The sequence below is a fragment of the Vibrio sp. QJM3NY_21 genome (assembly GCF_057785975.1).
This window is the reverse complement of the sequence record NZ_CM173513.1, coordinates 1,348,280-1,364,254: the sequence shown is the minus strand read 5'-3', so window position 1 is coordinate 1,364,254 and position 15,975 is coordinate 1,348,280. Positions and strand designations below refer to the sequence as shown.

14 protein-coding genes are annotated in these 15,975 nt (G+C 43.4%); 9 read left to right on the top strand and 5 right to left on the bottom strand.

Going from position 1 to position 15,975, the window contains the following annotated elements; genetic code table 11:
* Window positions 1-140: 140 nt before the first annotated feature.
* A complete protein-coding gene (locus tag AC3CID_RS06215) occupies window positions 141-833 on the bottom strand; it encodes an MOSC domain-containing protein (RefSeq protein WP_488527101.1) in 693 nt (230 codons plus the stop codon).
* A 134-nt stretch (window positions 834-967) separates the two neighbouring features.
* Here AC3CID_RS06215 and AC3CID_RS06210 point away from each other — a divergent pair, with 134 nt between their 5' ends.
* Window positions 968-1,780, top strand: coding sequence for an AraC family transcriptional regulator (locus tag AC3CID_RS06210; protein ID WP_488527100.1), 813 nt, complete (start codon window positions 968-970; stop codon window positions 1,778-1,780).
* 86 nt (window positions 1,781-1,866) lie between these two features.
* On the opposite strand, the gene serC is transcribed toward AC3CID_RS06210, so the two are convergent.
* The gene (gene serC / locus AC3CID_RS06205; RefSeq protein WP_171307729.1) at window positions 1,867-2,961 is read right to left on the bottom strand and encodes a 3-phosphoserine/phosphohydroxythreonine transaminase; all 1,095 of its coding nucleotides are present in this window, start codon (window positions 2,959-2,961) and stop codon (window positions 1,867-1,869) included.
* A 162-nt stretch (window positions 2,962-3,123) separates the two neighbouring features.
* Window positions 3,124-4,386 (bottom strand): DUF945 family protein, encoded by a 1,263-nt coding sequence (locus AC3CID_RS06200; RefSeq protein ID WP_171314653.1) that lies wholly within the window; start codon window positions 4,384-4,386, stop codon window positions 3,124-3,126.
* Window positions 4,387-4,569: 183 nt separating this feature from the next.
* Here AC3CID_RS06200 and AC3CID_RS06195 point away from each other — a divergent pair, with 183 nt between their 5' ends.
* The 3 genes from AC3CID_RS06195 to AC3CID_RS06185 all read left to right on the top strand — a co-directional run bounded on the left by AC3CID_RS06195 (window position 4,570) and on the right by AC3CID_RS06185 (window position 7,774).
* A complete protein-coding gene (locus AC3CID_RS06195; protein WP_488527099.1) occupies window positions 4,570-6,513 on the top strand; it encodes an ATP-binding protein in 1,944 nt (647 codons plus the stop codon).
* Window positions 6,506-7,003 (top strand): response regulator, encoded by a 498-nt coding sequence (locus tag AC3CID_RS06190; RefSeq protein ID WP_488527098.1) that lies wholly within the window; start codon window positions 6,506-6,508, stop codon window positions 7,001-7,003. Before AC3CID_RS06195 ends, AC3CID_RS06190 begins: the two co-directional genes overlap by 8 nt.
* Before the next feature lie 228 nt (window positions 7,004-7,231).
* Entirely contained in the window at window positions 7,232-7,774 is a 543-nt protein-coding gene (locus tag AC3CID_RS06185) for a hypothetical protein (protein WP_004734692.1), read from the top strand.
* Window positions 7,775-7,935: 161 nt separating this feature from the next.
* Here the strand turns inward: AC3CID_RS06185 and AC3CID_RS06180 are convergent, their stop codons facing one another.
* Window positions 7,936-8,517: a TfoX/Sxy family DNA transformation protein gene (locus tag AC3CID_RS06180; protein ID WP_004734691.1), complete on the bottom strand. Its 582-nt coding sequence runs from the start codon at window positions 8,515-8,517 to the stop codon at window positions 7,936-7,938.
* Window positions 8,518-8,875: 358 nt separating this feature from the next.
* On the opposite strand from AC3CID_RS06180, the gene AC3CID_RS06175 reads away from it, so the two are divergent.
* From AC3CID_RS06175 to AC3CID_RS06155, 5 genes are all read left to right on the top strand, one after another.
* A complete protein-coding gene (locus AC3CID_RS06175) occupies window positions 8,876-9,796 on the top strand; it encodes an HDOD domain-containing protein (protein WP_004734690.1) in 921 nt (306 codons plus the stop codon).
* Window positions 9,797-9,850: 54 nt separating this feature from the next.
* Window positions 9,851-10,756 carry a LysO family transporter gene (locus AC3CID_RS06170; protein WP_372243773.1) on the top strand — a complete coding sequence of 302 codons (906 nt, stop codon included), beginning with the start codon at window positions 9,851-9,853 and terminating at the stop codon, window positions 10,754-10,756.
* Window positions 10,757-10,930: 174 nt separating this feature from the next.
* Window positions 10,931-11,458, top strand: a complete 528-nt coding sequence (locus AC3CID_RS06165; RefSeq protein ID WP_004734688.1) for a hypothetical protein — start codon at window positions 10,931-10,933, stop codon at window positions 11,456-11,458.
* Window positions 11,459-11,577: 119 nt separating this feature from the next.
* Window positions 11,578-13,221, top strand: a complete 1,644-nt coding sequence (gene panP / locus AC3CID_RS06160; protein ID WP_488527097.1) for a pyridoxal-dependent aspartate 1-decarboxylase PanP — start codon at window positions 11,578-11,580, stop codon at window positions 13,219-13,221.
* A 359-nt stretch (window positions 13,222-13,580) separates the two neighbouring features.
* Window positions 13,581-14,435: a MurR/RpiR family transcriptional regulator gene (locus tag AC3CID_RS06155; protein ID WP_004734686.1), complete on the top strand. Its 855-nt coding sequence runs from the start codon at window positions 13,581-13,583 to the stop codon at window positions 14,433-14,435.
* 108 nt (window positions 14,436-14,543) lie between these two features.
* Here AC3CID_RS06155 and AC3CID_RS06150 read toward each other — a convergent pair whose 3' ends face one another.
* Entirely contained in the window at window positions 14,544-15,836 is a 1,293-nt protein-coding gene (locus AC3CID_RS06150; RefSeq protein WP_488527096.1) for an iron-containing alcohol dehydrogenase, read from the bottom strand.
* Window positions 15,837-15,975 lie beyond the last annotated feature (139 nt).

Genomic DNA, 15,975 nt, shown 5'->3' with positions numbered 1-15,975 from the left:
CTGTTTAAATCGTACGTGAAGCGACTAGCCATTAGCCATTAGCCATTAGCCATTAGCCATTAGCCGTTTTACACCTTAATACTCATAACGCTCACATTATCTAAATAGTGAGCGTTTTGTTTTTGCGTATTAGGAAAAGCTTACTTCGCTGTCGGACCAACTAATCGCATTTCCCAATCTTCGACTTTGCCAGTTTCAAGGCGACGATCTATAAGTGCTCCCCAAGATTCGACTAAAGGTAGCTCCGCCAATTCTTTGAGCTCTTGTTTATCCAAACAACCTGTAAACACCGCCCCCATGATGCGAGTTAACGGCCATTCTGGATAAGGTCTTTCACATAGAATGATCTCATCTCCAGCGCCGATATCACCCTCTTCCAATACACGGAAATACCAGCCAGTTCTTAGCGTATCTTGCAGCCTTCTTGCCATATCATTTTGATCGAATCTCACGTTCAGCTTCCAGCACGGCATACGCCCTTGCGAGACTTCCAACAATGTTGAACCAATACGAATCTTATCTTTCAAGCAAATGGAATGCTCCGTGACGCCGCTTGAGCTTAGGTTCTCGCCAAATGCGCCTGCAGATTGAAAGATGATTTTGTCACCTAACTCTTCCTGCCAAACTGGGTAGTGCTCGCTTGGGTAGATATGAAGGGCTTTTTGAATACCACCGTGAAAGCGAGGGTCACCTTGTTCGTCATTGGTAAAACCAAGTTCTGTGGCATGCTGACGCTCAGGTAAAACCTGCTTGTTGATGGCACTGTTTGCACCGTGTGCAAAAGCAACGGTTTTGCCTACCAATACGCTATTAACTAAGCCTAACTTCTTCATATCTTTTCCTTTTACCTAAACTTATTTTCTGAACTGCGTGAGACAAACGACACGATAACTCGATTTCATTCACTACGGCAAGCATGATAATCTAACAAACCAATGTCACAATAGGGACATAAAGACACTTAACCATGCTAACCCGCCAAATAGATTCTCACTCCGGAATCATCACCTCAAATGAGATGATGGTCGCTAATCCTAATTCACCAGCGTTAGTGAAGACCATCGATATGCCCAAGGGCTACGTCGATGCAATGCACCAACATACATGGCATCAAGTGATCTTCCCGCTCAAAGGCCTATTGCAAACGAAAACCGATCACTACCAGCATCTTGTGCCCCATACTTCTGCTTTGTTTGTGCCTGCAGGGATTCAACATGAATCTATCGCATTGAACCATACGACGTTTGTCGGTATTTACCTTAATCCAGCCTTTGGTATTGAGTATGAGCCTCAAGTGCGAACCATTACCCTGACGCCGTTTTTGAATGAGTTATTGCAGGAAATTCGCAGACAGTGCGAAGGATTAGTGAGTGATGAAGAGGTATCGCGATTGCTCTCGGTATTGCACGATCAGATCATGAAAGACAACGTTCAGACCTATCAATTGTTGCTACCCGAAGACCGACGATTGAAGCTTATCTTTGAAGCGCTGACAGAGGCACCAACGTTGGACTTTTCGTTGAAGGAATGGGGAGGTAAAGTCGGTGCATCAGAGCGAACCTTATCGCGCTTATTCTCAAAAGAGTTCAACACGTCATTTCAGTTATGGCGACAACAAATCCGCCTGATTTACTCGTTGTCTTTGTTGGATGAAGAGTTCTCAATCCAGAATATTGCTGATCAAGTCGGTTATCAAAACGACTCGTCTTACATTAAAGCTTTCAAGGCATCTTTTGATGTAACCCCGCAGCAGTTTCGCTTTAGTGGTCGAAGAAGGTAATTAGGCCTCTATATTTTCACCTTCTATAGGAAACAAAAAGAGGAGCCTAAGCTCCTCTTTTCACTGGTAAACATCTAGGTCGCTTATTAAGCGTATTTCTCTTCGAAGTCTTTCATAAAGCTAACTAGTGCCTGAACGCCTTCCAGAGACATCGCATTGTAAAGTGAAGCTCTCATTCCACCCACCGCTCGGTGACCTTTTAACGATTTCAGACCTGCAGTATCAGCCAGCTCTAAGAACTTGCTGTCTAGCTCGGGTTTCGCCAACTGGAAAGGTACGTTCATTCTTGAACGGTTTGCGGTGTGAACATCGTTTTTGTAGAAAGCAGAGCTATCAATCGCATTATAAAGCAACGCCGCTTTCTCTTTGTTCACCAACTCCATCGCTTCAACGCCACCTTGAGCTTTAAGCCACTTGAATACAAGGCCTGATAGGTACCAAGCGTACGTTGGCGGTGTGTTGAACATTGAGTCTTTTTCAGCAAGTACTTTGTAGTTCAGAATACTCGGCAATACTTCGTTTGCTAGTTCTAGTAGATCATCACGTACGATAGCAATGCAGATACCCGCAGGGCCGATATTCTTTTGAGCACCCGCGTAGATAACACCGTACTGAGACACATCGATCTTACGAGACAGAATGTTAGATGACATATCCGCGACGATTGGCTTATCCGTTTGAGGAAGCTCACTGATTTCAATGCCATCGATGGTTTCGTTTGGACAGAAATGTACGTACGCCGCTTCTGGGTCGATTTTCCAATCTTTAGCCGGAACAACCGCCGCTTTGCCATCAAGAGATGTCTTCGCGTTAAATACATCGATTTCGCAATATTTGCTCGCTTCAGTCACTGCGCTTTCTGCCCAGTAACCCGCATCAATGTAAGTTGCTTTCGTCGCGTCACCTAGAAGGTTTAGAGGAACAGCAGCGAATTGAGCACGAGCTCCCCCCTGACAGAAAAGAACTTTATAGTTGTCTGGGATGTTCAGAAGATCACGTAGGTCTTGCTCAGACTCATCGGCAACTTGAATAAACTCTTTGCTGCGATGGCTGATTTCCATAACGGAAGTGCCTAAACCATTCCAATCAATGAAGTCTGCTTGCGCTTGTTTCATTACCGGTTTAGGCAGTGCCGCTGGGCCAGCACTAAAGTTGAATACGTTATCTAATGTAAGTTCCATGGGGATAATTGCTCCTGCTAAATAATAACTATGAAAGTAATACCATGTTTTACCCAACATAAAAACAACAAAAGAGGTCTTAAGACCTCTTTTGTTTCGTACCGTACAAAATGTTTAACTTAACCCGTTAGATCGCCCTATCAGTATTAAGCCCGACTCTTTTTATTGAACAAAAGCCGGCATAAGCAGTGCAATTAATGGAATTTCTTGTCCATTTTCAAACACTAGATTTCCATTCTCTAGGTCAGCCGTGATTTCATAACCACTTTCTGTTTGCTTGATCATTTCCATCACGATCAATTCGTCGATACCTTCACGGATAAAAGGGTATTCTTCAACAAGCTCATTTGAGAAGCTAGATTGAACATTACCTGTTAATGCAGGAACAATCATTGAAGGGTTACTGCTGATGTTTTCTGTGCCTTCCGGTACGCTCACCAACCATTTAGATTCAAACTGACCTTTACCTAATTCTAACGACATATTGTTCATTGAAAGGTCGAAGCCTTTAGCAAACAGTACGTCGATGAACGGAATGATCTCAGCCACATCTTCTTGTGTCAGAACAGGGTTCGCCTGGTAAATTTCAAAGATTTTCTCAAACGACTGGCTGTCCAGTTTCGACATTTCAAAATCGACGTTTAGATTGTTCAACTGGCCTTCGTTGGTCTCAATATTGGCGACATCCAACTTAAGACTGCTGCTCAAGCGCTTAGTCGCTTCATCTAGATGCGATTCAAAATCGTACTTAGAGTTTTCGATGGTCATGAATGGCTGCCTTGCAGAATCTGAAATCAAGAAGCTATCAATAGTAAAATTCTGCGTGCCTAACCAGTAACCTTTTGCTTGCTGGCCTGAACCAATACCTTTTAGGTTTGAGAGTGTCACCTCTTCACCCGTTTCAAAATCAATTTGAACAGATGGGATAGAAAGCTGGTAATCAACCTGCCCTAATACAGTGGCATGGCCAGACAGATTCGACTTCGTGATAGATACCGAGGTACCATTTTCTTCTGAGCCTTGGTGATTGAACTGGCTTAACTCGAAGTTGAAATCCGTGTTGCCGTTTAGTTCAGTGCTGGTAGTCAGAGTAAGAGGCAGAATGTCAGTATTCTCAAACGTCGACAGCGCGTTTAAGCTCACTAAGCCATGGCTCACCGCACTATTAATGACAAACTCACTTGGTAAGCCATCGAGCGCAAGCTGCTCTTTCAAGCTCTCATCCGTCACAGTTACGCGAGTGGTTACAGTAGAAGAAAGGTAACCTCTATCGTATTCCACGATCTCAGCTTGAATGCTTGAATTGTTAAGCTTTGCAACGCCATCAGTAATCGCATTTTGTCCAATTTGCCCAACCGCTAATGGCCAACAAAGTGCCAATGAGATTGCTCCGCCAATTGCACCAATTTTTCTTAACTGTTCCATGAGTTCTCTTTCTACACTAGTCTGTTTTTTTTAGTCTAACCCATCAGTAGCAAACAAGAAACATTGAGTTAAATCAGTCTATTGCTCGATACTTCGATTGCCTCAATAAATTAACGGCTAGCTCTCATCCTTATTCAGTGGTTCTTGCTAGGCTAGAGACGTCGCTACTATTAAGGTTGAGCTGTGAATCAATACGCTGTTATCTGTTTGGACAATAATCCGGTTAGCATTGAAAGAATACGTTCGGAGCTGGCTCCGTTAGCTTCTGTATTCGATATTTATACTGCCGAGAACATAGAAGACGCGCATCACGCATTAGAAGATATCCATGATCACCACCAAACCGTTGCTTTAGTGATCACTCATCATCATTCTGGATTTAATGGTGTGCAATTTCTTATTGAACTGGAACAGCTGCCCCATAGTAATACCGCAAGAACGATATTAGTCAGCGCTTCGTCAGACATTCAATCCATTCTTACCGCGGTGAATGAAGGCCGGCTCAATCACTGCCTAACCAAACCCGTTCAAGATCAAGTTCTATTCAAATCGGCGCAAAAAGAACTGACCTCTTTTGTTATCCAATACGACTCAGAAAACCTGTTATCTTACAGTGATGCGTTGGATCAACAGCGCTTATTCAGAGCGCACATCGAGCAAAAGATTCATTCTTTTCAATCGGGGTTCATTCACGACTACCACCAGCTTTCTGACAATGCCCTTGCAGAGCGTGTCGTTAGTGCATTACAAGATGTGTTTTCAAAAGATGACAAAACCAAGGCTATTCGAGACTACTCACCCGAACATCTCCTCACTGTAGAAGGTGAAGACAATCGCTTTTTATGGCTGATCATTGAGGGTGAAGCCGCTCTCTATAAAAAAGACGAGTTGGGGCAACAGCGGGAAGTGGTACGACACTCTAAGGGCAACATTGTCGGCGGGATGTCGTTTGTGACGGGTGAACCTTCGTTCTCAACCGCGATAACCCTAACTCAAACACGGGTCATCAAACTGGATAAAGATAGCTTTGCTCAGGTAATGCACTCAAACAATACCCTGCTGCCGTTATTCACCAATCTATTGCTCCGTCACTTTAACCGCCGCTTGCAAAGAAGTATCACTAATAAAATCAAGCTGCAACAAACGTTGGAGTCACTAGAGTCTGCACATCAACAATTGGTCGAGAAAGAGAAGATGGCGATGCTCGGGCAACTTGTCGCGGGCGTTGCTCATGAGTTGAACAACCCTATTGCCGCGATCTTACGAAGTATTGAAACCTTGTCTGAACATCTCGACCAGATACTCGAAAACTCGTCACTCCCAGAATCGAATAAAGGGACTGACGTGCTGGCGCATTCAAAGTTAGCCAAGCCACTATCAACGGCTCAAGAAAGACAACTCGTAAAGCACCTCACCTCTACTATCGATGATCGTGCGCTAGCCAAAAAAGCAGTGAGACTAAACCTAAGCCAAGACTCGGCGGTTCTAGACACCTTGAAAGACTCACCTGTCGCAGGCAAAGAGCTGCTCAATGACTTAGAGCATTACCACTATGTTGGAAACTCTATTCGCTCAATTCAAGTGTGCAGCAAGCGTATTGCCGATATGGTTAAAAGCCTAAAAAGCTATGCCCGAGAAGATGAAGAGGTTCGCCACTACGCAGACATTCACGAAGGGCTTGAAGATACCTTAGTGATCTTTGAAAACAGACTCAAACATCACCAACTCGAAAAACATTACGACACCGAATTACCGCCTTTATTGTGCCAGTCGCTCTCGCTACAACAAGTATGGACAAACCTGATCTCTAACGCACTCGATGCCCTTTCTGAACGAGGAAAAGTGTCAATCACTACTTCTCAACAGACGCAAGGTGACGACACATTTCTTGTAGTGGAAATCTCCGACACCGGCCATGGCATTGCGAAAGAAGACATCAGCACCATTTTCAACCCAAATTTCACGACCAAAAAAGAAGGCAACTTTGGTTTAGGAATTGGTTTATCTATTTCTCAACAAATTGTTTCGGCTCATCAAGGGTTTATTTTGGTGGAGTCTGAGGTAGGCAGCCATACACACATGCAAGTGTGGCTTCCATTCAAACAAGAAGGAGCACCTCATGAATAAGTACCTAATTTTATGTGTCGATGATGAGCCTGAAGTCCTCAACAGTGTCCTTCAAGACTTAGCACCATTTGAAGAAAGCTTTATTGTTGAAGGGGCCGAATCGGTCGATGAAGCCAAGCAGGTAATCAAAGAAATGGGACAAGATGGCATTAAACTCGCCTTAATATTGTGCGACCACATCATGCCTGACAAAACCGGTATCGACTTTCTCATAGAGCTCAATCAGAACGATTACACTAAGCCGACACGCAAACTACTGCTCACAGGGCAAGCAGGCCTGGAAGATACGGTGACCGCGATTAACAACGCTGCGCTTGATTTCTATATTTCTAAGCCTTGGCAAGGTGGTCAACTCAGAGACACGATTACTCAACAACTGACCGACTATGTCATTGCAAACGACAAGCAATTGCTAAACTGGACTTCCATTTTAGATACCGAGCGCATCCTCACGTCAATGGCAAACAAGCGAACAAGCTTTGGTGAATAAGCTAATGCATTGTGAATCGACCTTAAGTTTTGGTGAATAGTCCCATAAACATGGGATCTCAGTTGCAGAGCAGCGCCTAAATTGTATATTTTTTAGCTAAATGGCAAAGGATTGGCATTTTTATGGATTACTTTTCCACGAGTTAGATTAAACTGTCTTAATGTTTATGGTTTGCCTGATTTTTCTCAAGCCAAAGGAATTAACACTAAATAAAGGTTTACGGTCGTTATGCGCAAAATTCTACTTACTACCGCTATGCTATTGGCTTCTAGCCAAGCACTAGCTGTTGATGAACAACCACAAGTAATGAGCAACTTTAACTACGATTACTTTGAAGCACGTATCGGTGCTAGCCCAGTAACATTTGGTGGCGCGTTCAGTAAGTCAATTCACCCGAATGCTCACGCTATAGCACGTATCGATTCAGAATTTGAAGGCGATTACGACTCAGCTGTAGGTCTTGGTTTCCACGCTCCATTAAACAACTGGGCAGACCTAACAGGTGAAATGCTAGCTCGTATCGTTCAGCCTGAAAACTCAAGCTCTACTGATATCGGTATGGAAATCAACGTTGGTGTTCGCCAATGGCTTGGCCCACAACTAGAAGTTGGTGGTAAAGGTGGTTACGTTTCTATCGATGACAACGATGATTGGACGGGTTCTGTTTACGCGCGTTTCCACTCTACAGAGCTTTTCTCTTTAGGTGCTGAAGCTCGTATTAACGACTTCTACGGTGATCAGCTAATGTTCACGGCTCGTTTCAAGTACTAATACTTAACGCTCAAGCCCTAGCAAATAAGCTCTCCATGAGCACTTAGCCTTTTGATACTTAGTCTTTTAAGAAATCCGGCTAAGACAGAAACAAAAAAACCGAGGACATTCCTCGGTTTTTATTTATTAGTAATAATCTTAAGCATATAAGGTAAACTTCTTTAGTGGCAGCCCTTTAATAATTGCTGCTTGCGTGGCTCTTGTAATAGTTTCCAGTGAATACCATCAATTGCACCCGCAAATTTCCAAAGTAGTTTTAGGTCAACATCGTTTCCGTACGCTTTACGAACCTTATTAAACACTTCAGGCGCGCCCAACTGCATAAACATTGAAACATCGTCCACACCCGCCTTTTTAACCATGCGCTCTAACGTAAGTTGCATGTTTGGTAGATCTCTCAATCGACGGCTAGCGGATGATTTCTTAAAGCTACGTTGCTGAATTGAATTATCGATTGAAGTACGAATAATACTATCCAATTCAGGATGTTCGCATGTAAAAAGATCAGTAATATCGTAATAATTTACGGTAGCTGTTGTCTGTTTTTTTACATGACGATACTTTTCACAGTCAAGATCCGTCAGTTTTTTATCTAATGACTTTCCACCTCTGATGAATAAACAACCTTCACTCAATAAAGCGAACATAGCGTCATTTTGAAAGAGGCCAATACCTCCAAACATAGAACGTTTTTGATGCTCACCAAATTGATTCACGTAATTAATAAATGCTGTCTCGGTCATATCCGTTGATCCTTAATCAAATTACCCCGATTAGGTTCATTACCAGACAAGCAGCTTTTTATGCGAAAAATTTTTAATCTATTTTTTTATTCTTTAGGTGAATATTATGATTTCGTTTTCCACCTTTAAATAAATGATACTTCGAAAAGAAAAATAAGTCTGGGCTTAGTTCACATCAATCAATTGAGTATTATGATTTTTCATGATTGATATCACAGTAAACTATCAAACCATGCTTAAATTTCGACACCCAGTGATACACCCGTTCAAATTATTCAAGGTTATGTCGTCGGATGAGTATTGCTTCACAGCATCGCGGCTTGTAAAATGGCAGAACATACATGTTGTTACTTTTTTTATGAATCATTTATCGTTTTTCTGGCTACCACAAAATAAGGCTCTTCTCTTAAAGGGTCTAGAATCAGAGTTTGCCCAACTTGTTGGCCATTCTATTTCAGCGGGAAAAATAACACTTCCTCCTATCCCTAACGTTGTACTGAAAATTCAAAAGCTTTGCACTCTCGAATCAACCGGGATTGCCGAAGTTGCCGAATGCTTACTTGAAGACCCAGGCCTCACTGCTGTCGTCATTCGAGTGGCTAACTCTGTCGTATTCAACAGACGCAACATTACTTGCGTCGATATGATGACGGCTGTGTCGCGCCTTGGCATATTAAGAGTGCGTGACATCGTTACAGCTCAGGCTATTGAACAACTCAAGCATTCAGTCAACCTGAGCAAAGAGTGTAATGAGTTACTGGTTCAGAGCGCTTCTGTCTCCAAAGAACTCGGCGCCACTATGGTACTGGTGACCAACGGCTTCAAAGAACTCTCCCCTATTGAATACCGCTACCTTGAACATGAGAAATCACTGCTTGTCGGATTACTGGCTGACATTGGTTTGTTCTGTTTGGTTAGCGAATACCACCTCTACCTCGAAAATGGCAATTACCTAGACCACGATATCGCTCTACAAATATTCCAAGGCCAATGTTCTGCAACCAGTAAACTGGTGCTTAACCGTTGGGGCTTCGACAGCGACTTTATTGATGTGTGCAGTAATACCATTAATAGCCACGAAGAACGCGAAGTGTCTTATTTGGATATTGCTCGAATCGCTAATCATCTGCTGATGTTCAGAAACAAGGATGAGAACATCGATGATCACGAAGTTGAACTTAACGTGACAGGTGCAGAGGTACTTTATAAATTAAGCAACTTGAGCAAACATGATTTTAATGCAAAGCTGAGCGACGTGATCAATACTAGTGGCTTCTAAGTCACTGTTAAGTGACAAGTAAATGTAATATGAAGTAAATGCAATGGGGAAAGCATGTTTACAGGGATGATCTTTATATTTGCACCACTCGTCGTGGGGTATCTTTTTTCTATTTCGAACGATCAGACGCTAGAATTTATCAACCGCTCGACATCGCGGTTGATCTACGTGATTCTCGCGTTAATGGGGCTAAGCTTAGCCGCCCTCGATAACCTAGGCAGTAATCTGCAGACAATCCTTCTTTACACCGTCACTTTCTTTGTCTGCTTAAGCGTCTGTAATCTGATGGCGCTACCCGCTATTGATAAGTTACTGCCACTCAAAACCGACAGCAGCAAAAAGAAGCTTCCCCTCTCTTCGATGGCGATGGAGTCTGCCAAACTGATCCTAGTTGTGGGTTCAGGCCTTATCGCTGGCTTAGTGCTCCCTATTGGCCTTGATTGGGTTGATACCGCCAGTGAGTGGATTTTGTTTGTACTTCTCTTCTTTATTGGCATTCAACTGCGTAATAGCGGTTTAACACTTCGACAAATTTTGCTGAACAAACACGGCATGGTCATCGCAATCACGATTATCATCACCTCAATGCTAGGTGGCGTTATCGCGGCTTACATTCTGGATATCCCTCTGTTCAAAGCCTTGGCTATGTCTTCTGGATTTGGTTGGTATTCTCTGGCTGGTATCTTGATGGGTGACGCCTTTGGCCCTGTTTATGGCGGTGCTTCTTTCATGCTTGAGCTTTTAAGAGAGTTAGTTGCCTTAGTACTGATTCCAGTGCTGATTCGCAGCTATCCGTGTACCTCTATAGGCTATGCAGGTGCTACGGCGATGGACTTCACTCTACCTGTCATTCAAACAACAGGCGGTGTGCGATGTGTGCCTATCGCTATCGTCAGTGGCTTTATCCTAAGCTTGCTTGTCCCGATTTTGATGTTGTTCTTTGTATCTCTTGCTAACTAGATCGCAGGAATAGCGTTTGTTTTAGATTAGAATGCAACTCGAATACCCATGCCCAAGACACCGATACAGTTACCGAAATAAAAAGACACTAAGTGTCATTGCTCAACAAATAACGATCACGGTAACCTGTAACGACAAAGTTATAAAAAGAATAAACTTACAAAAGGAACCACTATGAAACGCCTTTGCGTCGCATTACTGCTAGCTTCAACTTCTACTTTCTCTTTTGCAGCAGATTCAATGTCTGAAACAAACCAGTGCCAAGCAAAAAAATATGATGCGTACATCGACGCCTCTTTGAATTGGTATGCCGACCTTGCTGCATTGACCTCTGAGCAATACCCAGAGCTAACAGAAGTCAGTGAGTGGTTCCTAGAAGGTCGTAAGCACCACTTTGAGCTTAATCGTGCTGCAGTAAACTACTACCTTGTGAACGACTCAAGCAAAGTGGCTACAGAACAACCTGTCGAAGGTTGGCTACAACTAGAGCAACACGACATTAAAACGCTATCAACACGTGATGATGAGCTAGGTAAAATCGCGAAAACAACGTTCGACGACCGCCAGTCAACGCCTCATGCTCAAAACTACGAGCTACGCTCAGCCTTTGCAGAATTGCTTAGCCACCCTAAGCAAATCGATACGGCACTGCAACGCTACAATCAGTCAATTACTAAACTTGAAGCGATTAAGTGTAAATAACCCCTCATTTAATATGCTTTTTTGAGAAGTTGGATTTCATAATTAAGACGGGACATTGTTCCCGTTTTCGTTTAGATTGTCCCGCTCGCGTCAATATAAAAAACAATAAATCGCTTGCTATGGTTACGGAACAAAAAACAGCAGATGTTAGCTTCGACAGTCTTTTACGTATCTTCACGGTACCTGAAGGCCCAGATTCAACACTCACTCAAATTGAAGACAAACTTTCACGAAACCTGAATCAATTCTTACGTGAACACATTGTGGCTGAAGAAAAGCCGCTGCGTGAAATTGAGAAAGATTTTTCAAATGCTCATATCCCTGAGCAGCCTGAGTTTGTTTCTGAACATACTGAGCATCTCCTCGATTCTCTCGTGTCTCACTCGGTTCATACGTCTTCGCCAAGTTTTATTGGCCACATGACGTCTGCTCTGCCGTACTTTCTGATGCCGCTTTCTAAGATCATGATTGCGTTGAATCAGAATCTAGTAAAAATTGAGACCTCCAAAGCTTTCACGCCCCTAGAGCGTCAAGTTCTGGGTATGCTACATCGCTTGATCTACCAAGATGACGATCAGTTTTATTCACGCTGGATGCACAGTGCGAACCACTCTTTGGGTGCGTTTTGTTCTGGTGGTACCATCGCGAACATTACTGCGCTTTGGGTTGCGCGCAACAATGCGCTGAAGGCACAAGGCTCGTTCAAAGGTGTAGAAAAAGAAGGCTTATTTAAAGCCATGAAGCACTACGACTACGAAGGCCTAGCCATCTTAGTTTCTGAACGTGGTCACTACTCTCTGAAAAAAGCCGCAGATGTCCTTGGTATTGGTCAAGAAGGTCTAGTATCTGTTAAGACGGATAACGACAACCGCATTTGCACTGACGATCTAAGACTCAAGATCGAGCAACTTAAGCAGAACAAGATCAAACCTTTCGCCGTCATTGGTGTGGCTGGTACAACCGAAACTGGTAATATCGACCCGCTAAGAGACATTGCTGAGGTGTGTGCCGAAACAGATTGTCATTTCCACGTAGATGCAGCTTGGGGCGGTGCGACTCTGATGTCGAACAATCATCGTCACCTGCTTGATGGCATCGAGCTAGCAGATTCAGTCACGATTGACGCTCATAAACAACTTTATATCCCTATGGGTGCGGGTATGGTGCTGTTTAAGAAACCAGATGCGATGACAGCGATCGAACATCATGCTCAATACATATTGCGTAAGGGTTCGAAAGACCTAGGTAGCCATACGTTAGAAGGCTCTCGTTCCGGTATGGCAATGCTTGTTTATGCGTCGATGCACATCATCAGCCGACCTGGCTACGAACTGCTAATCGACCAAAGCATCAACAAAGCGCGCTACTTTGCCGACCTGATTAAAAATCAAAGCGATTTCGAACTGGTTTCAGAGCCTGAGCTGTGCCTACTGACTTATCGCTACGTGCCTGAACCAGTTAAAGCGGCGCTGCTTAAAGCTGACGCAACAAAACGCGTTGAACTGAATGAGCTACTGAATGAACTGACCAAGTTTATTCAAAAGAAGCAGCGTGAAACAGGCAAGTCTTTCGTATCGCGAACGCGCTTAAATCCCGAAGCATGGGCGCATCAACCAATCATCGTTTTCCGGGTGGTGTTAGCAAATCCACTGACAGGTAATGATATTCTTTCTTCAGTGCTTGAAGAACAGCGTGAAATCTCTAAACTAGCACCTAACTTGATGAGTAAAATCACTAAACTGGTTACGCAAGTCAACGCATAGTCATTCAATTTTAGTTGCATCAAATTGAAAATTTCTTTCTTTTTGATGTAACTAAGCTGTCAGTTCATACTCAATTTGCATTCTTTTTGCTCAAACTCTCTTCCAATTCTGTAGTTTTCTAAAATTTTGTTGAGGTTTGTCATATTCTTAAGCATTCATGCCGTGTTTTTGTATTAGTAAATAGTATGTTGGGTTTATACTGACTCTATGGTGCTAGTTAGCTTGATATCTATTTGATGCAGCAGTATTTACAAGACCGAATATAACTTTGGCTTTGTGTTTACTGATATTTGCTTCAGCCATACCCCCTGGTAAAAGATATTAACTAGCAAGTTGTTCTCTATACCCTTGTGAACACTATGAATACATTAGAAAAAATACAAAAAAACCTGGAAAATTTCAGCAAGTCTGAGCGTAAGGTAGCCGAAGTAATCATGGCTTCCCCTCAAACTGCAATTCATTCTAGCATTGCTACCTTAGCTAAAATGGCTGACGTGAGTGAGCCTACAGTTAACCGCTTCTGTCGTCGTTTAGACACAAAGGGCTTTCCTGACTTCAAACTTCACCTAGCTCAAAGCTTGGCGAACGGTACACCTTACGTGAACCGTAATGTTGAAGAAGATGATGGTCCAGATGCTTACACGCATAAGATTTTCGAATCAACTATGGCTTGTCTAGACGTTGCTAAAAACAGTCTAGACGCGATGCAAGTTAACCGTGCGGTTGACCTGCTAACTCAAGCAAAACGCATTTCATTCTTCGGACTGGGTGCCTCTTCTGCTGTAGCCAAAGATGCTCAAAACAAGTTCATTCGTTTCAATATCCCAATCACTTGTTTCGAAGACATCGTGATGCAACGCATGAGCTGCATTAACTGCAGTGACAACGACGTTATTGTTCTTATCTCTCACACTGGCCGCACAAAAAGCCAAGTTGAGATTGCGAACTTAGCTCGCGAGAACGGCGCAACAGTTATCGCTATCACAGCGAAAGACTCTCCATTAGATAAAGCGAGCTCGCTGTCTATCTCATTGGATGTACCGGAAGACACTGACGTTTACATGCCAATGGCAAGTCGCGTTGTTCAGATGACGGTTATCGATGTGCTAGCGACAGGCTTTACGCTTCGTCGTGGTTCTGGTTTCAGAGAGAACCTAAAGCGAGTGAAAGAGTCACTTCGTGATTCACGTTACGAGAAGTATTCTCAGTTTTAATCTGTTAAGGCATAAACTGAGAACAAGTTGAATTAAAAAACGGAGCCTAGTGCTCCGTTTTTATTTATCTGTTTATAATGGTTTATGCCGTGAACTGTTCGAAGACCGTTAGATCGTCCAGCTATTGCCTTTCTCTACAACATTATTCTCAGACGCATAAGAGTTAATAATGGTAAAACTCGACTCGGCAGCCTGTTCTTGCACAACTTGATTCATTGAAGCTTCCTCATGATCCCCCTCTCCACAACTGCACTCCTCGCAAACCTGCTTCAGAATATGTACAAGCCTCTCTTGATTCAACGGTAAAGGGTTTCCTTTAATCGCCACTGATTTGAGCGCATCGGCAGACACCTCATCAAACTGAGCTTCGCAGACACCAAATTCAAGTAAGCTTGGTAGCTTGAGTGTATCCAACACTTCAGATAACCAAGTAATCGCCTCTTCTTCTTTTGCTTCTGCGTTACCCGTCACTATCTGAGCGATTCGCTGATAACGCGCTAATATGTCGTTTCTTTGCTGCTCTTTCGCTACTGCTATGTTTTCTAACATCACAAATGGCGCCAAGCGCGCTGTAATCACACTGTGCGGCGCAGAAATTTTACCTCCTAACGCAGAAGCTAACCCGTGCGCAGCACCGAGCTTAGCATTGGTTATCGCCATTCCTCCGAGCATAGAAGCGAAGGCAAGATCAGAACGCGCTTGAGGTTCATCATAGATACACGCCTGAATGACAGAGCGACTCAGCTTACGCAACCCTTCCTCGCAGATCATATCGGTGAGCGAATTAGGCTCACCACACACATAGGCTTCCATGAGATGCGTAAAGGCATCCATCGCTCCACGTCCTGACAAGTACAAATTGGTGCCGTACGTTAAGGTCGGGTCGACAATCGCCACGTCGGCTAACATATCGGGGCTTCGAAGGCTGATTTTGACTTGATCTTGTCCAGACTTAAGCACCGCATTTTTAGTGACTTCGGCACCTGTACTGGCCGTTGTAGGAATCGCAATGAACGGTAGTGGTTTAGTTTTAAGAGGAACATTACGCCCAACCACTTCAACATAGTCGTATAAATTACCTTGATTAGGTAAAACCGCAGCTAACGCTTTCCCCATATCAATCGCACTGCCTCCCCCCATTGCCACCACCATATCAGGTTTAAATCGCCGAGCAGACGTGGCAGCCTCTTCAACCATTTTGATATTGGGTTCACCGGAAACGGCAATGTGCTGGTAACGCATACTCTGCGCATCTAGATAATCAGTAACAAGTGAGGTGCGTTCTAATGTATTACCAGTAACCAATAACACGCTGTAGCCGTATTGATTAAAGAGAGACAATGAAGCGGGAAGTGCCCCATCACCAAAGATGATCTTTGTAGATGTCATAAATTGAAACATGGAGCCTCCTGCGCCTATGACTAAACAAAACTACGAACTCTTGGTTTTTTGAAATTCTTGTTTTTTGGCATTTAATCTTCGGAATACAACCTTCGAAATGTAACCTTTGTACTTACAACACAATGCCTGCATCTTAAAC

Bases quoted from the DNA above. Each gene is read 5' to 3' on its own strand.
- AC3CID_RS06215 (WP_488527101.1), bottom strand. From the start codon at position 833: ATGAAGAAGTTAGGCTTAGTTAATAGCGTATTGGTAGGCAAAACCGTT.
- AC3CID_RS06210 (WP_488527100.1), top strand. From the start codon at position 968: ATGCTAACCCGCCAAATAGATTCTCACTCCGGAATCATCACCTCAAAT.
- serC (WP_171307729.1), bottom strand. From the start codon at position 2,961: ATGGAACTTACATTAGATAACGTATTCAACTTTAGTGCTGGCCCAGCG.
- AC3CID_RS06200 (WP_171314653.1), bottom strand. From the start codon at position 4,386: ATGGAACAGTTAAGAAAAATTGGTGCAATTGGCGGAGCAATCTCATTG.
- AC3CID_RS06190 (WP_488527098.1), top strand. From the start codon at position 6,506: ATGAATAAGTACCTAATTTTATGTGTCGATGATGAGCCTGAAGTCCTC.
- AC3CID_RS06185 (WP_004734692.1), top strand. From the start codon at position 7,232: ATGCGCAAAATTCTACTTACTACCGCTATGCTATTGGCTTCTAGCCAA.
- AC3CID_RS06180 (WP_004734691.1), bottom strand. From the start codon at position 8,517: ATGACCGAGACAGCATTTATTAATTACGTGAATCAATTTGGTGAGCAT.
- AC3CID_RS06175 (WP_004734690.1), top strand. From the start codon at position 8,876: ATGAATCATTTATCGTTTTTCTGGCTACCACAAAATAAGGCTCTTCTC.
- AC3CID_RS06170 (WP_372243773.1), top strand. From the start codon at position 9,851: ATGTTTACAGGGATGATCTTTATATTTGCACCACTCGTCGTGGGGTAT.
- AC3CID_RS06165 (WP_004734688.1), top strand. From the start codon at position 10,931: ATGAAACGCCTTTGCGTCGCATTACTGCTAGCTTCAACTTCTACTTTC.
- panP (WP_488527097.1), top strand. From the start codon at position 11,578: ATGGTTACGGAACAAAAAACAGCAGATGTTAGCTTCGACAGTCTTTTA.
- AC3CID_RS06155 (WP_004734686.1), top strand. From the start codon at position 13,581: ATGAATACATTAGAAAAAATACAAAAAAACCTGGAAAATTTCAGCAAG.
- AC3CID_RS06150 (WP_488527096.1), bottom strand. From the start codon at position 15,836: ATGTTTCAATTTATGACATCTACAAAGATCATCTTTGGTGATGGGGCA.